Consider the following 17,208-nt stretch of genomic DNA (forward strand, 5'->3'; position numbering starts at 1 on the left):
TACAATATATTTGCTATGAAAATACACATTTTATTTGGAATGATCGGGTTCTTCCTGCTGACCGGATGTTGCCGGACAGCAGAGAAGAACCCTCGTTTTTATGATGCCGGTGTTTCTAAAGAGCTTGCCGATCATCGTAAAGCCGAGATTAAGAATTTGAAGTATGAACTCAGTTTCAGCATTCCACGGCAGAAGGGGACACCTATTGACGGTGATATCACCTTGCGCTTCGAACTTGCTGCCGTTCAGGAAGTCCTGATTGATTTTCGTGAGGAGCGTGGAAAAATTAAAGAAGTCATTGCCAATGGAAAACCGGTAAGTGATGTGCGCTTTGAGAACGAACACATTATTCTGCCTGCTTCGCTGACAGCGAAAGGGGCGAATGACATACAGATTCGTTTCATTGCCGGCAATCAGTCGCTGAACAGGAACGATGAATACCTCTATACGTTGCTCGTTCCCGACCGTGCCCGTACCGTCTTCCCTTGCTTTGAGCAGCCCAACCTAAAAGCCGAGTTTACTTTAAAGCTTGAGGTTCCGGCCGACTGGAAAGCTGTTTCCAACACATACGTCCGGAGTGAAACAGTAGCCGGTGGCCGTAAAACCGTTTGTTTTGCACCGACCGAACCACTCAGTACTTATCTCTTTTCGTTTGTGGCCGGAAAATTGGAGCGACAGGAGTATACTCAGGACGGGCGTACCATCGCCGCCTATTATCGTGAGACTGACCCTAAGAAAATAGCACAGTTGGATATTGTTTTCAGACAAGTCATGGCATCACTTCACTGGCTTGAAGAGTATACAGGGATCGCATATCCGTTTGCCAAATATGATTTCATCGTTCTTCCCGGTTTTCAGTTTGGCGGAATGGAACATACAGGAGCTACCTTATATAATGATAACGGGATTTTCCTGAGCGAACATCCCACTCCGGACGAGGAGTTGAACCGGGCGGAATTGATTGCGCACGAGACCTCTCACATGTGGTTTGGCGATCTTGTAACGATGGATTGGTTTGACGATGTATGGACCAAGGAAGTTTTTGCCAATTATTTTGCTGCCCGGATTGTCGAACCCTTGTTTCCGGAGATCAATCATACCCTGAATAAGCTCAAGACTTTTAATGCCGCTTCTCTTACCGAGGACCGTACTTTGGGGACAAATGCCATCCGGCAGCCACTCGATAATCTGCGTAATGCCGGGCTGATCTATGGGCAGATCATCTATAACAAGGCTCCCGTGATGATGGAGAAACTGGTTGACAGGATGGGTGAAGCCAACTTCCGGAGTGGTATACAGGAGTATCTGAAAACCTATTCGTACGCTAATGCCACTTGGGACGATCTGATTCGCATTTTAGACGGCAAGGCGTCCGAAGATTTGGCAACTTTCAGTGATGTGTGGGTGAACCGGAAAGGAATGCCTACGCTGAACTTCCGGATCGATGGACAAGAATTGGAGGTCCGTCAGAGTGATCCTTATAACCGTGGTTTGCTTTGGCCGCAGCGTTTTGCCGTCACTCTTTGCGGAGAGCGCGATTCGGTGTGGCGGGTGAATATGACGGATACTTTGGTTCGGATACAGCTTCCTTTTGTACCTTCGTTGGTGTTGCCCAATACCGATGGCAGAGGTTATGGCTTGTTCGTTCCCGACGAATCTGCTTTGAAGTGGCTGTTGGCACATTGGTGGGAGGTAAAAGACGATACGGCACGCCAATCACTCTTGATGACACTTTATGAGAATTACTTGGCTAAACATATTTCGGCGGACGACTGGACAAACAGCCTGTTGGCAGGGCTTCCTGCAGAAAAGAACGCTCTGGTGGCGTCTACAGTGAGTGGTTATTTGGCGGGTGCCATGCGGCGGGTAGCTCCGGCACAGATAGCAGAGGTTGAGGCGCGGGTCTACGCCATCAGCCGGAATCATCCGTTGCCTTCGTGCCGGGTGCAGTTGCTGCGTTATTTTATGCAGAATGCGACTTCCCAACCTATGGTGAAGGAACTTTATGCCTTGTGGCAGGAGCAATCGGACAAACGGTTGAACCAACAGGATTACACGACTTTGGCTTACGAACTTGCCATCCGCCTGCCTGCCGAAAGTGAACAGATATTACGTACACAACGGGCACGGATTGATGATCCGGACCGTCTGCGTCGGTTCGATTTTATTTCACGGTCGGTCGTATCCGATACCGCACGGCTCGATACTTTGTTCAACAGCCTGCTTGTAGCGGAAAACCGGCGTATAGAGCCTTGGACGGCTGCCGTGATACGTTATCTGAACCATCCGTTGCGCGAGGAGCAATCGGTGAAATACATCCGTCCGGGACTCGAGGTGCTGGAGGAAGTACAACGCACCGGAGATATTTTCTTTCCGAAAAACTGGGCCTCGGCCTTGTTGGGCAATCATCTCAGCCGCCCGGCTTATGAAGAAGTGGTGCGTTTCCTGGACGCCCATCCGGATTATTCACCGCTTTTGAAGAACAAGATATTGCAGGCTGCCTATTCTCTGTATCGCGAAAATGATTAAAATAATTCCCGGAATGCTTGACTTTGCCTGTCCGATGTTGTATCTTTGTCAACAGATTCATTACTTATATTCAAATTAGAATGCAGTAGAAGAGGAAGCCCGCAAAGTTTCCTCTTTTTTTGTACCCTTATCTCCCGGTGTCCCGGAGCCGGGGGCTTTTCTGCTCTTTCCCCGGCTCTCCATGCCCTCGAGACCGTTGCTCCGTGATGTGAAGAGCCTTGCTTCGGCCCAAACAGACGGTTGCATTTGCCCGGACAGACGGTTGCATTCCACAGAAATGAGCCTTTCTTCCGGAGCGGTCTCTTCTTCTTCGTAGAAACGCTCTCCGAACGTTAATAATAAGTAAATCCGCTCTTGACAAAATTCACCACTTTATTCATACTTTGGAAAACTATTCTTACCTTTGCCTCACTAACTAACATTACGTAATAAAATAAAGAGATATGGCAACACCTCCGTTTAAGTATCAACCTATGTTCGAACATGGGGAAGATAAAACCGAGTATTATCTGCTTACCAAAGACTATGTGTCAGTAAGCGAGTTCGAAGGAACACCTGTGCTGAAGGTACAGAAAGAAGGTCTGACAGCTATGGCCAATACCGCTTTCCGTGACGTATCTTTCATGCTTCGCCGCTCACACAACGAGCAGGTGGCAAAGATTCTGAGCGATCCGGAAGCAAGTGATAACGACAAGTACGTGGCATTGACTTTCCTGCGCAACGCTGAAGTGGCTGCCAAAGGCGTGCTTCCTTTCTGTCAGGATACCGGTACGGCCATCATTCATGGTGAAAAAGGACAGCAGGTCTGGACCGGCTATTGCGATGAAGAAGCTCTTTCACTGGGTGTTTACAAAACCTATACGGAAGAAAACCTGCGTTACTCACAGAACGCTCCGCTCAATATGTATGACGAAGTGAACACGAAGTGTAACTTGCCTGCCCAGATCGATATCGAGGCTACAGAAGGCATGGAGTACAAATTCCTGTGTGTGACCAAAGGTGGTGGTTCTGCCAACAAAACATATCTGTATCAGGAGACAAAAGCGATCTTGAATCCGGGTACTCTGGTTCCGTTCCTGGTTGAAAAGATGAAGACACTGGGTACGGCGGCTTGTCCTCCTTATCATATTGCATTCGTAATCGGAGGTACTTCGGCAGAGAAGAACCTGTTGACCGTGAAGTTGGCTTCTACTCACTATTATGACGAGTTGCCTACTACCGGTAACGAATATGGTCGTGCATTCCGCGATGTAGAACTGGAAAAAGAAGTACTTGCAGAAGCTCAAAAGATAGGTTTGGGTGCGCAGTTCGGCGGTAAGTATCTGGCACACGATGTACGCATCATCCGTCTGCCCCGTCACGGTGCGTCTTGTCCGGTGGGCTTGGGAGTGTCTTGTTCTGCCGACCGTAACATCAAATGTAAGATCAATAAAGACGGTATCTGGATCGAGAAACTCGATTCTAATCCGGGTAGCCTGATTCCGGCAGAATTGCGTAATGCAGGCGAAGGTGATGTTGTAAAGATCAACCTGAACCAGCCGATGGCAGATATCCTGAAGGAGCTGACTAAATATCCGGTGGCTACACGCCTGTCACTGAACGGTACGATTATCGTAGGTCGCGACATCGCTCATGCCAAACTGAAAGAACGTCTGGATCGTGGTGAAGATCTGCCTCAGTACATCAAAGATCATCCGATTTACTACGCCGGTCCGGCCAAAACTCCTGCCGGTATGGCTTGCGGTTCTATGGGACCGACTACTGCCGGACGTATGGACTCTTATGTGAACCTGTTCCAGGAACATGGAGGCAGTATGGTGATGTTGGCAAAAGGTAACCGTAGCCAGCAGGTGACTGATGCTTGCCAGAAACATGGCGGCTTCTACCTCGGTTCAATCGGTGGCCCGGCTGCTATCCTCGCCCAGAACAATATCAAGAGCATCGAATGTGTGGAATATCCGGAATTGGGTATGGAGGCTATCTGGAAGATCGAAGTAGAAGACTTCCCCGCATTTATTCTTGTAGATGACAAGGGCAACGACTTCTTCAAGCAAATTAAACCCCGTTGCGGCTCTTGCAGCAACAAATAAGAATATGGTGAGTGGTCATTAATATTGGTTATTTATCATGTTAACTCGAGTGAGAGGCGTCTGTATGCTGTGTTATACAGATGCCTTTCTTATTATAAACACCTTAATCATTATCAGTAAAACAATTCCCCGATGGAACTACAGAAAAATCCTCAACACATTGTCTGGCTGGACGTTGTCCGTTTCGTTGCCATGTTTACCGTTGTCTGTTGCCACTGCACGGACCCTTTCAACTTTTATCCGGGCACTGCCCCTAATATTGACGAAATCAAACTTTGGGGTGCCATCTACGGAGCATTGCTTCGTCCTTGCGTACCGCTGTTCGTGATGATTACCGGAGCCCTGCTTCTGCCGGTGCGCGGCGAAGTCTCTGTCTTTTATAAGAAACGTATCCCCCGTGTTTTATGGCCATTCCTCATCTGGTCGGTCATCTACAACCTTTTTCCCTGGATTACCGGTCTGTTGGGCATCAAGCCCGAAATTATTCTCGACTTTTTCCCTTACTCGGGGGAGGAAGTGATGCGCCAGTCGCTGTCCATCTCTTTGGATTACATTGCTCAGATTCCTTTTAATTTCTCCATTGTAGATGTACACATGTGGTATATTTACCTGTTGATCGGTTTATATCTTTATCTTCCCGTCTTCTCTGGCTGGGTGGAGAAAGCATCGGATAAGGCGAAGCTGTGGTTTCTCGGTGCATGGGCTGTCACTCTGTTATTGCCGTACTACAATCAGTTTGTAGCGCAATATCTTTGGGGAACCTGTTCATGGAATGCGTTCGGCATGTTTTATTACTTTGCCGGTTTCAATGGCTATCTGTTATTAGGACACTATCTGCGTAACCTTGACTGGACGTTGGGTAAGATTCTGGCAATCGGTCTGCCAATGTTTGTGATAGGATATGCCGTTACCTTCTTTGGCTTCCGTTACATCACGGCTTTGCCGGAATACAGTGACGAGATGCTTGAGCTCTTCTTCACTTACTGTTCGCTGAATGTAGTGATGATGACCATCCCGGTGTTTATGCTTTGCAAAAAGGTTAACTTCCGTTCGGAGGGAATCAAGAAAGCGCTTGCCAATCTCACCTTGTGTGGTTTCGGTATCTATATGATACACTACTTCTTTACCGGTCCTTCCGTACTGTTGGTACGTACGTTGGGAGTGCCTTTGGGCATTCAGATTCCGGTAGCGTCTGTCATGGCATTTGGTGTTTCGTGGCTGATTGTGTGGGCTGTCTATCGTGTGCTGGGCAAGAAGGCGAAATGGATTATGGGATAAAACAGTAATTAAAGCATATTATTTATGAATCGTAAATCAACACTATTAACAATCTTACTTTGTGTTACTTCTTTGACAATGGCTTCTCCGGTGACCGGCTTGTTGGAGCGCATAGACAAAGGAGCTTCGAAGAAGTTTATTATCGAGCAAGTGAAGTCCGGTACCGACTTTTTTGAACTCGATCAGAAGGGTGATAAAGTCGTTATCCGTGGAAACAATTACGTGAGCATCGCTACCGGGTTGAATTGGTATCTGAAGTATTATGCCGGTATCCACCTTTCCTGGAACGGAATGCAGGCAAAACTGCCGGCTGTGCTTCCTCCGGTGACAAAAAAAGAACGGAGAGAAACGACCCTGCCTTACCGTTATGATTTGAACTATTGTACTTTTTCTTATTCCATGGCTTTCTGGGATTGGGACCGATGGGAGAAAGAAATAGACTGGATGGCTTTGCACGGCATCAATATCCCTTTGGCTGTGACCGGGGCAGAGGCTGTGTGGTATAACGTGCTTGATAAGTTGGGATATACCAAAACCGAAATAAATGAGTTCATATCCGGTCCGGGCTTTTTTGCCTGGTGGCTGATGAATAACCTTGAAGGCTGGGGCGGACCTAATCCGGATAGCTGGTATACACAGCAGATTGCTTTACAGAAGAAAATCCTGAAGCGTATGCGTGAATACGGCATCGAACCGGTCCTTCCGGGTTATTGCGGCATGGTGCCCCATAATGCGAAAGAGAAACTCGGATTGAACGTATCCGATCCGGGAACATGGTGTGGCTATCGCCGTCCGGCATTCCTGCAACCAAGCGACCCGCGTTTTGAGGAAATCTCTTCTCTCTATTATAAAGAGCTTGAGAAACTATACGGGAAAGCTGACTTTTACTCCATGGACCCCTTCCATGAAGGAGGCAATACGGCAGGCGTGGATCTCGATGCGGCAGGTAAGGCTGTGATGAAAGCCATGAAGAAGGCCAATCCGAAAGCGGTTTGGGTGGCGCAGGCATGGCAGGCAAATCCACGTCCGAAGATGATTGAGAATCTGGGGGCCGGTGACTTGCTTATACTCGACCTGACCAGTGAATGCCGTCCGCAGTGGGGAGATTCCACTTCCGAATGGTATCGCAAAAACGGATATGGACAGCACGACTGGGTATACTGTATGTTGCTGAACTACGGTGGTAATGTCGGACTGCACGGAAAGATGGATAATGTGATCGATAATTTTTATCTCGCTAAAGCCGATCCGCACGCAGGTTCTACACTTAAAGGTGTGGGGATGACCCCTGAGGGAATAGAGAATAATCCTGTGATGTACGAACTGGTGATGGAACTGCCTTGGCGTGCAGAGCGGTTTACGAAAGAGGAATGGTTGAAGGAGTATGTGAAAGCACGTTACGGTGCAGATGATCCGGTGGTACAGGCTGCCTGGACCAAACTGGCGAACTCCATTTATAACTCACCGAAGAACCTGACGCAGCAAGGTACACACGAATCCGTATTCTGTGCACGTCCGGCGGAAGATGTGTACCAGGTGTCCAGCTGGTCGGAAATGAAAGATTACTACCGTCCGCAAGATGTGATTGAGGCTGCACGCCTGATGGTATCTGTGGCCGATCGTTATAAAGGAAACAATAATTTTGAGTACGATCTGGTGGATATCGTTCGGCAGGCACTCGCAGAGAAGGGCAGGCTGATGCAGAAGGCGGTTACCGCTGCTTACCGGAGTGGTGATAAAGAACTCTTCGGAATGGCTTCTCAGAAGTTCCTGAACCTGATTCTGTTGCAGGATCAGTTGTTGGGTACCCGCCCGGAGTTTCGCGTAGGAAAGTGGATTGAAGAGGCGCGGGCGTTGGGTGGTACATCCGAAGAAAAGGCTTTGTATGAGTGGAATGCCCGTGTGCAGATTACGACTTGGGGCAACCGGAATGCAGCCGATTATGGCGGACTTCGTGATTATGCCCATAAAGAGTGGAACGGATTACTGAAGGATTTCTATTATATGCGTTGGAAGCTTTATTTCGATTCTCTCTCTCAGAAACTGGAAGGTAAAACCCCGGAGAAAATTGATTTCTATGCAGTGGAAGAACCTTGGACCAAAGCCACTAATCCCTATTCGGCGGAGGCTGAAGGAGATTGCATTGAAACAGCGAAGCGGGTGATGCAAGCGGTGGAATAGTATATCGCAAAGTTCACCACAGATTACACAGATTATCTACGTAATAAATAATCTGTGTAATCTGTGGTGAACTCGTTTTTAGACTATTTTTGCTTCGCTGTCCCTTTCCAGATACGCATCATATAATATGCGCAATGCGTAAATGCGAAAACAAACGAGATTATCAGCAATACTTTACTTTCGTCCCAACCCACCGTCTGCTGGTGCCATAGCCCGGTGATGACACAAAGCACAGACAGTGCGATACCGATCATGTTCAGTGCCGATTGGCCCCGGCGGTTTTTCACGCCTTGTTCCAGTTTGCTGTGCTTCATACCATAGCCAACGTAAATATCCAACCCGATGAGCATCCACAATACCAGACGTATCCAAGTATCGGCGGGAAGGAAAAGCATCATGCACAGGCAGGTGAGTATTCCTAAAATCGGGACGAGTGGCACAAACGGAGTTTTAAAAGAACGGGGGATATCCGGCATGGTCTTTCGTACTACCAATACGGCGGCACATACCAGTGTGAAAGCCATCAGTGTGCCGATGCTGGTCATCTCTCCTGCAAGGCGTGCCGGGACGAATGCAGCCAATAAACCTACTATCAGCATAAACAGGAGATTGCTGCGTGCCGGTGTGCGAAACTTTTCATTGATGTGCGAGAAGAATGGAGGGAGCAGTCCGTCATGGCTCATACTCAGGAAGACGCGGCTTTGTCCCAATAAAGTGACCATAATTACAGAACAGTAACCGAACAGGATGGCAAGAACGATAGCACGGTTCAACCAGGGATAGTCCGGATGGATGATGCCTGCCGCATCGGTATGCCCCATATGTTCGATGGCAATAGCTACCGGTGCAATGCCCTGCTGTCCGCTAAACTCAGTGTAGTGGGCAACTCCCGTCATTACGTGGGCAAACAACATATAGAGCACAGTACAAACAAGGAGTGATACCAGGATACCGATCGGCATATTTCGTTTCGGGTTCTTTGTTTCCTGGGCGGCCGTACTGACGGCATCGAATCCTAAAAAAGCAAAAAAGACAATAGCTGCCCCGCGTAAGACACCCGAAATCCCATACTCTCCAAGTGTGCCTGTATTGGCGGGAATGTATGGAGTATAGTTATCCGCATTGATATATTTCCAGCCCAATACGACAAAAATAGCGATCACCGATACTTTGAGGAATACTACGATACCGTTAAAGATGGAACTGCCTTCCGTACCGCGAATCAGGAAGATACTCATCAGTACCACAATCAGGAATGCAGGGATATTGACGATTCCTCCATCCCACGGGCAGGCGGTTAGTGCTTGCGGAAGATGTATGTTGAGCCCTTCAAGGAAGACCACGAGGTATCTGCTCCAACTGATACTGACAGTGGTAGCCGCTACTGTATATTCAAGGACAAGGTCCCAACCGATGATCCAGGCAATCAGTTCGCCCATGGTGGCATATGAGTAGGTATAGGCACTTCCGGCAACCGGAATCATGGAAGCAAATTCCGCATAGCAGAGTCCTGCAAAACAGCATCCCAGTGCGGCAATGGCAAATGAAAGTGTAATGGCCGGTCCTGTATAGCCTGCTGCTACGGTTCCGGTGATTGAGAAGAGTCCTGCTCCGATAATGACACCGACACCCAGTGCTACCAGACTCCAGGGACCTAATACTCGTTTCAATGATTTACTTCCTGACGCATTGGCCTCTGCCAACAGGGCTTCAAAGGGTTTCTTTATGAATAATCCCATCTTTCTGTTTCTTTTTTTACTTAGTTGTACGTGGTACACAAAGAGTCGTGGGGAATATCGCTTGGTTTGCCCGCCGTACTCTTGTGATTGGATTGGCTGCAAAGATAAGCAATCTGAACGGGCGATACAAGGCTTCTTTTGTATTAAAACAAACAGTTCCGTCGGTTTAAAAGGTGGGGGTGTGTCAAAAGTCTTTCCCTCTGTGGTAAGTTTTGACACACCCCCGAATGTTGTAAGGAGAAGGGCAAAGTGTACGTTTAGTCCAGATATTTTGTTATTTTCCCACTGATCTGTAGCAGGGAGATTTCGCATAACTTAGTGTCATATTCGGCAGATAGAATTCGCTCTTCCGCATCCAGCAGACTCTTCTGTGCTTCACGCATTTCGATACCCGAAAGGTTTCCTAACATATATCGTTCCATGGCTATCTCGTGATTCTCTTTGGCAGCCACCAGGTTTTGCCGTTCCAGTTTCAGCATTTGCAGATTATTCTGGTAGGCTTGCCACAGATTGCTAAGGTCTGCTTTCAGTCCTTGTTTCAGCTGCTCCCGTTGCAGACGGGCGTTTTTGATGGCGATACGTGCGTTGTTCTTTTCGCGACGGCGGTTTCCGTCGAAGATATTGAATCTGATTGTTACCCCGAAGTTGGCACCCAGATTGCCTCTTTGGCTATTGGAGGCAATGTCGTATTTATTAAAGGTATAGCCATATCCGGTATTCATTTTGAGGTATGGGTAGTTACGAGAGTTTACCTTTTTATAGTCCAGCATGGCGAGTGTATTGTTCTGTTCGGCTTTCAGCAATGAAGCGTTGGTCAGTAGAGTGGCGTTCCATAATTCTTCGAACCGGAGTCCTGCGTTAACTTTAATGATACTGTCTTCTATCACAATCGGCTGGTCCACATCTTCATTGGCCATCAGTTCGTTCAGCTGGATGCGCGACGTATGCAGCAATTCCTGTTGCTTCATATACTTGGCACTGTCAGCATTGAAGTCTACTTTGGCCTGTTGATAGTCCAGGCGGGAGAAGTTACCGATGTGATAACGTTCTTCCACGATTCGCAGGCGTTCTTTTGACAAGGATACGGCGTAGCGGAAGTTCTGAAGGCGGATTTTCTGTTGAACGTAATTGTAGTATTCGGCTGCAAGGTTAGCTATCAGGTCTTCGATGGCAATACGGGTATTGGTTTCTCCCTGTCGTTCCAACTCTTTCAGCTTTTGATAATTGGCAGTGATGTTGAAGCCGTCGAAGATAGTCCAGTTCAGGTTCAGCCCCACGTTAACGGTCTGGTCGAAGACACCGTTTTCTTTTACCGACTCCCCGGTAGCCCGGACCTTGGTGTTGGTATTGTCCACAGTTCCTGTATAACCGGCCGTTAGGTCGAGGGTAGGCAGGTAGCCGGCATTACCCGGCGTAGCGTTATTTTTGCTTACTTGCTCTTCGTTACGGACTATTTGCAGGGAATAATTATTCTGGAGGCCGTACTCCAGACAGGATTTTAGAGTATAAATTTGTGGCTGTTGTGCTTGCAGACCCAAAGGGGTGCAGCACAATGCTATGATAAATAGGGCAATCTGTTTCATTCTCTCTTTAATTTATTACTTCGGTTCGTCGAAATATAACTGTAAATAGCGGGTACGATGTACATAGTCAGCAAGGTAGATACCAACATACCTCCCACAACAGCCGTACCCATTGCAATGCGCTGGTTACAACCTTCACCTGAGGCGAACGCCAGCGGGATCAATCCTAAGATGGTAGAAGCACTTGTCATCAGGATGGGACGCAGACGTTGCAATGCCGCATCCTTGATAGCTGTCAGTTTGTCTTCACCTGTTTCCTGTTTCTGATTGGCAAACTCCACGATCAGGATACCGTTCTTGGCTACCAGGCCGATCAGCATAATAATACCGATCTGACTGAAGATGTTCATCGTGATACCGCCGAAGTACATGAATACCAGTGCACCGGCGATGGCCAGAGGTACAGTCAGCATGATGATCAGCGGATCCTTGAAACTTTCGAACTGTGCCGCCAGGATCAGGTAAATCAGCACAATGGCCAGGATAAAGGCAAACATCAGGCTTGAAGAACTTTCACGGTACTCCTTCGAATCACCGGTCAGTGCCGTACGGAACGTGTCGTCCAAAGTCTCTTTGGCTATCTTGTCCATCTCGTCCAGTCCCTGTCCGATGGTCTTGCCTTCCGCCAGTCCGGCGGAAACAGTAGCCGACACGAAACGGTTGTAACGATACAGCTTGGGAGGTGCGATGCCGTCGGTCAACTCGATCAGATTGTCAAGCTGTACCATGTCTCCTTTGTCACTGCGGATGTAGATTGCTTTCAGGTTGGCAGGCGTATTGCGTTGTTGACGGTTGATTTCTCCTAAGATTTCATATTGCTTACCGTTCATATAGAAGTATCCCATACGCTGTCCGCTCAATCCGTATTGCAGGGTTTGGGCAATGTTGCGGGTACTTACCCCCATTATACTGGCTTTATCGCGGTTGATATTGATACGTGCCTCCGGTTTGCTGAATTTCAGGTCTACGTCCGCCATCTGGAATACCGGATTTTCGTATACCTTGGCCATGAACTTAGGCAGTACTTCCTGTAGTTTCTCGATATTGGTAGCCTGCAACACATATTGTACGGGCATGCCGCCACGCCGTCCGCCAAAAGAAGACGACTGCTGGACGAACGAGCGCGCCATCGTCTTTTTCTGTACTGCCGCCGATAGCTTTTCGGCAATGTCCATCTGTGTATAGTCACGATCCTTCATATCTTTCAGCGTGATGCGTACATTACCGCTACCACTCGATACACGGGCTGTTACCGACTCTGCATCCGGTACGATCGAGTCTACCAGATCGTTTATGTCTTCCGTATAGTCACGAATGTACTCGTATGTCACACCTTCAGCACCACGGGTGTTGATACTTATTTGTGAGCGGTCTTCCAGCGGAGCCATTTCTGCAGGAATGTGGTTCCATAAGAAAGCGATGATACCGATTGTGATGGCTACAAAAGGTAAGGAAATCCAGCGCTTGTTGAGGAAAGCAGCCAGTGAACGACTGTACAGACGGTTCATTCCTTCGAAGAAGGGTTCTGTTTTCATATAGAACCAGTTTTGTTTTTCCCGTTTTACCAACAGTTTGGTGGCAAGCATCGGAGTAAAGGTCAGGGCTGCGAATGAAGAGATAATCACCGATCCGGAAACTACAATACTGAATTCACGGAACAGACGTCCTGTCATACCCTCCATAAAGACGATGGGGAAGAACACGGCCACCAGCGTAATGGTGGTGGAGATGACGGCAAAGAAAATCTCTTTTGCTCCTTCGATGCCGGCTTCTTTCGGAGGCATACCTTTCTCTATGCGTACATAGATGTTTTCGGTCATCACAATAGCGTCGTCTACCACCAGACCTACCGCCAACACGACCGCCAGCATGGAGAGTACATTGATGGAGAAGTCCGCCAGATACATGACGAAGAAGGCACCGATCAGTGATACCGGGATTACGATACAGGGAACCAGCGTCACCCGCCAGTCGCGCAGGAAAAGGAAAATAATGATGATAACCAGGATGAAGGCTACATAAACCGTCTCTTTTACCTCATAGATGGATGCACGGATAAACTTGGTGTTATCGAATCCGTAAGAATACTTCACGTCTTCGGGAAGGTCTTTCTGCATCTTCTCCATGCGTTCGTACACTGCGTCGGCTATCTTGATATGATTGGCACCGGGTTGTGGGATTACGACGATACCTACCATCGGTACTCCGTTCATCTTCATATAACTTTTGATATCGGCCGGCCCCAGTTCGGCGCGGCCTATGTCACTGAAACGGATAATACGGTCGTTCTCTTCTTTGATGATCAGGTTATTGAATTCTTCTGCGGTGTGCATCAATCCCAAGGTACGGATGGTGAGCTCTGTCGTATTTCCTTCGATACTGCCCGAAGGAAGTTCGACATTTTCTTTGTCTACTGCATTCTTTACGTCGATAGGGGTGATCCCATAACCCGACATCTTGATAGGATCGAGCCATAAGCGCATGGAGTAGCGCTTTTCTCCCCAAATGGAAACGCTACTTACGTCGGAGATGGTTTGTAATTGCTCTTTTACGGTCAGGTCGGCAATTTCACTGAGTTCCAGCAAGGAGCGTTTGTCACTTTGCAGAGCTACCATCAGGATAGGAGTAGCATCGGCATCCGCCTTCGAAACAGTAGGAGGGTCACAGTCGCGCGGCAGGTAGCGCTGGGCACGGGATACTTTGTCGCGTACGTCATTGGCTGCTGTTTCCAGATCGACGGACAGCTCGAACTCTACCGTGATACGGCTTTGTCCCTGCTGGCTGACGCTGGACAGCGAACGGATACCCGGAATACCATTGATGTTCTGTTCCAGGGGTTCGGTAATCTGATTCTCAATTACATCGGCATTAGCACCCGGATAGGAGCAGGATACTGAGATTATAGGATTATCTACAGACGGATACTCCCGGACACCCAGGTAGTTGTACCCGATCAGTCCAAAGAGTAAAATGATGATGGTCAATACCGTTGAGAGTACCGGCCGTCGTATACTTAATTCGGATATATTCATAAGGCGGTCGGGAGTTAATTGATATTATCCAGTGTGACAGGTAATCCTGTACGGAGTTGAAGGGTTCCCGAAGTGATGATGGTATCACCCATCTGCAGACCTTTTATCACCTGCACTTCAGCTTCGGTACGAATGCCTGCGGTTATTTCTACCGGTTCAGCCTTGCCCGATTTATAGAGGAATACTTTATCCTTACCCATTTCCGGTACAATCGCTTCGGATGGGATGGCAATGGCATTCGGGATTTCTTCTTTTTTCAGCTGAATGCTGGCGTAGCGTCCCGGGAGCAGTGCGCCGTTACTGTTGGCATATAGGGCACGAACGGTCAGCGTACGGGTAGACTGGTCGATTCTTGACTCGGTTGCGTACACTTTTGCCGGGAAAGAACTTAATTTACCTCCCAGTTCGAAGTTGAGGTTGGTGCCTTTCTTTACCTGGCTTGCATAACGTTCTGGTACGGAAAATTCTATTTTCAAAGGAATAATTTTCGTCAGTTTGGCTACGATAGTGGTTGGTGAGGCATATGAACCGACACTGACTTGCCGGAGCCCGATTACTCCGTCAAAAGGAGCGCGAAGTTCGGTCATGGCAATGTTAGCTTTCACCAGGTCGATGTCCGCATTGAGGGTAGCCAGTTCCGTTTTTACTTGTTCGTAGGCTTCTTTACTGACAGCGTCCCGTTCAAGCAGAGCGTTCTGACGGAATACACGATCTTCGGCAAGTTTTAACTGAGCTACGAGGCGTTGCAACTGAGCCTGCAACTGACGGTCGTTTACTTTCGCCAATAGCTGTCCTTTTTTTACGGCACTGCCTTCGTCAAAGTTGATTTCAACGATCTTTCCTGAAGTCTCGAAAGAAAGATCCACTTCTTCATCAGGCATCAAGCTACCGCTAATTTGAATCTGATCTGTCAGCAATTGTGGCTTTATGATCTTGGCATTTACATTCAGAACTCTTTTGTTGATCTGCTTGCCAGCCATCACTTTGTCGGCTGCTGCCAACTCTTCATTTGCTTTAGGAAGCTGAGAGTAGATACCCCAGCCTATCAGTCCGGCACCAATCAATGTGATGATGCCCCATTTAACCTTTTTATCCATGTCTTAGTATTAGTATATGTCCGTTCTAAGGTTAGACTAAGAGGGTGGGAAAAGGTTTAATCGGGAAATTAAAATATAGATTTATTTTTTGTGTTAAGGTGTCTTATTGATTACGTTTTCAGTATATGAAAGCCCCAATATCCTTTCAGTAAAAGGGTGAGGACTTATTGTAACAGTCATCGAATCATCCTCCTGATAAAGTGCGACGGTTCTTTTCTTCTTCGCGGATTACGAACTAACCAACGGTATTTGTTTTTGGTCTTAAAGGCTTGTATCCAAAATTATTATAATGAATCTCTGTTTGTTTATTCCGGCCCTGGTATGCGGGCTCATGGGCCTTGGTATGCGGGCTTATAAGCCCGAGTATACGGGCTCATGGGCCCGGGTAGCGGGGATGGGATGAAGAGCGGATCATTTTCGACTAAACAGTAAAGGAAAGCACAATGCTCTAAACAATGTATTCAGTTAATAAATACGTTCCTTAGTGTTGCCTATCAGTGTCTTAACGATTGGATGGCGCTCAAGTTAACGGGTGGAAGATGGAAGATGCGGGTGGAAGATAAACAGGCTGAAAATGCGATCTTCCACCATGTCATTGCATTGATTATTAATGGAGTAAGTGGAAAAAGGTGGAAGATGGAAGATCGAAACGTATTTTTTGTAGGAGAAGCAGTTGCTTTGCCAAGTGAAGCATTAAAATAGAATAAAGAATATTCTCTGAAAAATAGCAGAGATTCAGTATGCCGCACGGTATTTTCCTTCCTCCTTATCCTCAAGCATACTCAGATAGGAAGTATAGCGTGATTCGCTGATGTAGTGCTCTTCTACCGCTTTCCGAACAGCACAACCGGGTTCTTGACGGTGTGTGCAGTTTCCATATTTGCAGTCTGCCGAAGTCTTGAATATTTCGGGGAAGTAATGCCCTATCTCTTCCTCTTCCATATCAAAAGTGCCGAAACCTTTGATACCGGGTGTGTCGATGATATATCCGTTGCCGGGGACGGGGAACATTTCGGAGAAAGTGGTGGTGTGCATTCCTTTGTTGTGATAAGCTGATATCTCTGCGGTCTTGACTTCCAGCCCTGGGACAAGAGCATTGATGAGGGTTGATTTGCCCACTCCCGAATGTCCGGAGAAGAGGGTTACCCGGCCTTTCAGTTCCTCGCGTATGGCATCGACTCCTTCACCGGTCAGTGCGGATATTTTAAAACAAGGGTAACCTATTTGGGTATAGAGGGTGATGAGGCTGTCCAGATAATGCAGTTCGTCTTCATCATAAGCATCCACTTTGTTGAAAAGAATCTTCACCGGTACACGGTAGGCTTCTGCCGACGCCAAAAAACGGTCGATGAAGGTGGTTGAAGTTTCGGGATAGTTAATAGTCACCACCAGCATACATTGGTCGAGGTTGGCTGCAAGAATATGCGATTGTTTGGAGAGGTTCGATGAACGGCGGATGATGTAATTTTTCCGGTCTTCTATCTCATTGATAAAGGCCGTTCCTTCTTGGTTGAGTATGATTTGTACACGGTCACCTACGGCAACGGGATTTGTACTCCGTATGCCTTTCAGCCGAAAATTACCTTTGATCTTGCATTCAACCAACTGCCCGTCATCGGTTTTCACCTGATACCAGCTACCTGTATTCTTTATTACTAATCCCTTCATGTTTTATAAAC

General features: G+C 47.6%; 10 protein-coding genes. 5 read left to right on the forward strand and 5 right to left on the reverse strand.

Annotation, left to right across the window (positions count from 1 at the left end; genetic code table 11):
- Positions 1-15: 15 nt before the first annotated feature.
- From G7Y45_RS06580 to G7Y45_RS06595, 4 genes are all read left to right on the forward strand, one after another.
- Positions 16-2,529, forward strand: coding sequence for a M1 family aminopeptidase (locus G7Y45_RS06580; protein WP_165017410.1), 2,514 nt, complete (start codon positions 16-18; stop codon positions 2,527-2,529).
- 443 nt (positions 2,530-2,972) lie between these two features.
- Positions 2,973-4,619: a fumarate hydratase gene (locus tag G7Y45_RS06585; RefSeq protein ID WP_005775362.1), complete on the forward strand. Its 1,647-nt coding sequence runs from the start codon at positions 2,973-2,975 to the stop codon at positions 4,617-4,619.
- A gap of 132 nt (positions 4,620-4,751) precedes the next feature.
- The gene (locus G7Y45_RS06590) at positions 4,752-5,897 is read left to right on the forward strand and encodes an acyltransferase (RefSeq protein WP_165017413.1); all 1,146 of its coding nucleotides are present in this window, start codon (positions 4,752-4,754) and stop codon (positions 5,895-5,897) included.
- Positions 5,898-5,921: 24 nt separating this feature from the next.
- Positions 5,922-8,078, forward strand: a complete 2,157-nt coding sequence (locus G7Y45_RS06595; RefSeq protein ID WP_165017416.1) for an alpha-N-acetylglucosaminidase — start codon at positions 5,922-5,924, stop codon at positions 8,076-8,078.
- 83 nt (positions 8,079-8,161) lie between these two features.
- Here the strand turns inward: G7Y45_RS06595 and G7Y45_RS06600 are convergent, their stop codons facing one another.
- The 4 genes from G7Y45_RS06600 to G7Y45_RS06615 all read right to left on the reverse strand — a co-directional run bounded on the left by G7Y45_RS06600 (position 8,162) and on the right by G7Y45_RS06615 (position 15,529).
- Positions 8,162-9,817, reverse strand: coding sequence for an amino acid permease (locus tag G7Y45_RS06600; protein WP_005775365.1), 1,656 nt, complete (start codon positions 9,815-9,817; stop codon positions 8,162-8,164).
- A 257-nt stretch (positions 9,818-10,074) separates the two neighbouring features.
- Positions 10,075-11,400: a TolC family protein gene (locus tag G7Y45_RS06605; RefSeq protein ID WP_165017418.1), complete on the reverse strand. Its 1,326-nt coding sequence runs from the start codon at positions 11,398-11,400 to the stop codon at positions 10,075-10,077.
- Positions 11,397-14,432 carry an efflux RND transporter permease subunit gene (locus G7Y45_RS06610; RefSeq protein WP_005775368.1) on the reverse strand — a complete coding sequence of 1,012 codons (3,036 nt, stop codon included), beginning with the start codon at positions 14,430-14,432 and terminating at the stop codon, positions 11,397-11,399. Before G7Y45_RS06610 ends, G7Y45_RS06605 begins: the two co-directional genes overlap by 4 nt.
- 14 nt (positions 14,433-14,446) lie before the next feature.
- Entirely contained in the window at positions 14,447-15,529 is a 1,083-nt protein-coding gene (locus G7Y45_RS06615; RefSeq protein WP_165017420.1) for an efflux RND transporter periplasmic adaptor subunit, read from the reverse strand.
- Between the two features lie 513 nt (positions 15,530-16,042).
- On the opposite strand from G7Y45_RS06615, the gene G7Y45_RS06620 reads away from it, so the two are divergent.
- Complete coding sequence (locus tag G7Y45_RS06620; RefSeq protein ID WP_032530235.1) at positions 16,043-16,231, forward strand: hypothetical protein; 189 nt, start codon at positions 16,043-16,045, stop codon at positions 16,229-16,231.
- Positions 16,232-16,264: 33 nt separating this feature from the next.
- Here G7Y45_RS06620 and rsgA read toward each other — a convergent pair whose 3' ends face one another.
- Positions 16,265-17,197 carry a ribosome small subunit-dependent GTPase A gene (rsgA, locus tag G7Y45_RS06625; protein WP_005775373.1) on the reverse strand — a complete coding sequence of 311 codons (933 nt, stop codon included), beginning with the start codon at positions 17,195-17,197 and terminating at the stop codon, positions 16,265-16,267.
- Between the last annotated feature and the right edge of the window lie 11 nt (positions 17,198-17,208).

The sequence above is a fragment of the Bacteroides sp. ZJ-18 genome (assembly GCF_011038705.2).
GTDB lineage: Bacteria > Bacteroidota > Bacteroidia > Bacteroidales > Bacteroidaceae > Bacteroides > Bacteroides hominis.

Bases quoted from the DNA above. Each gene is read 5' to 3' on its own strand.
- G7Y45_RS06580 (WP_165017410.1), top strand. From the start codon at position 16: ATGAAAATACACATTTTATTTGGAATGATCGGGTTCTTCCTGCTGACC.
- G7Y45_RS06585 (WP_005775362.1), top strand. From the start codon at position 2,973: ATGGCAACACCTCCGTTTAAGTATCAACCTATGTTCGAACATGGGGAA.
- G7Y45_RS06590 (WP_165017413.1), top strand. From the start codon at position 4,752: ATGGAACTACAGAAAAATCCTCAACACATTGTCTGGCTGGACGTTGTC.
- G7Y45_RS06595 (WP_165017416.1), top strand. From the start codon at position 5,922: ATGAATCGTAAATCAACACTATTAACAATCTTACTTTGTGTTACTTCT.
- G7Y45_RS06600 (WP_005775365.1), bottom strand. From the start codon at position 9,817: ATGGGATTATTCATAAAGAAACCCTTTGAAGCCCTGTTGGCAGAGGCC.
- G7Y45_RS06605 (WP_165017418.1), bottom strand. From the start codon at position 11,400: ATGAAACAGATTGCCCTATTTATCATAGCATTGTGCTGCACCCCTTTG.
- G7Y45_RS06610 (WP_005775368.1), bottom strand. From the start codon at position 14,432: ATGAATATATCCGAATTAAGTATACGACGGCCGGTACTCTCAACGGTA.
- G7Y45_RS06615 (WP_165017420.1), bottom strand. From the start codon at position 15,529: ATGGATAAAAAGGTTAAATGGGGCATCATCACATTGATTGGTGCCGGA.
- G7Y45_RS06620 (WP_032530235.1), top strand. From the start codon at position 16,043: ATGGCGCTCAAGTTAACGGGTGGAAGATGGAAGATGCGGGTGGAAGAT.
- rsgA (WP_005775373.1), bottom strand. From the start codon at position 17,197: ATGAAGGGATTAGTAATAAAGAATACAGGTAGCTGGTATCAGGTGAAA.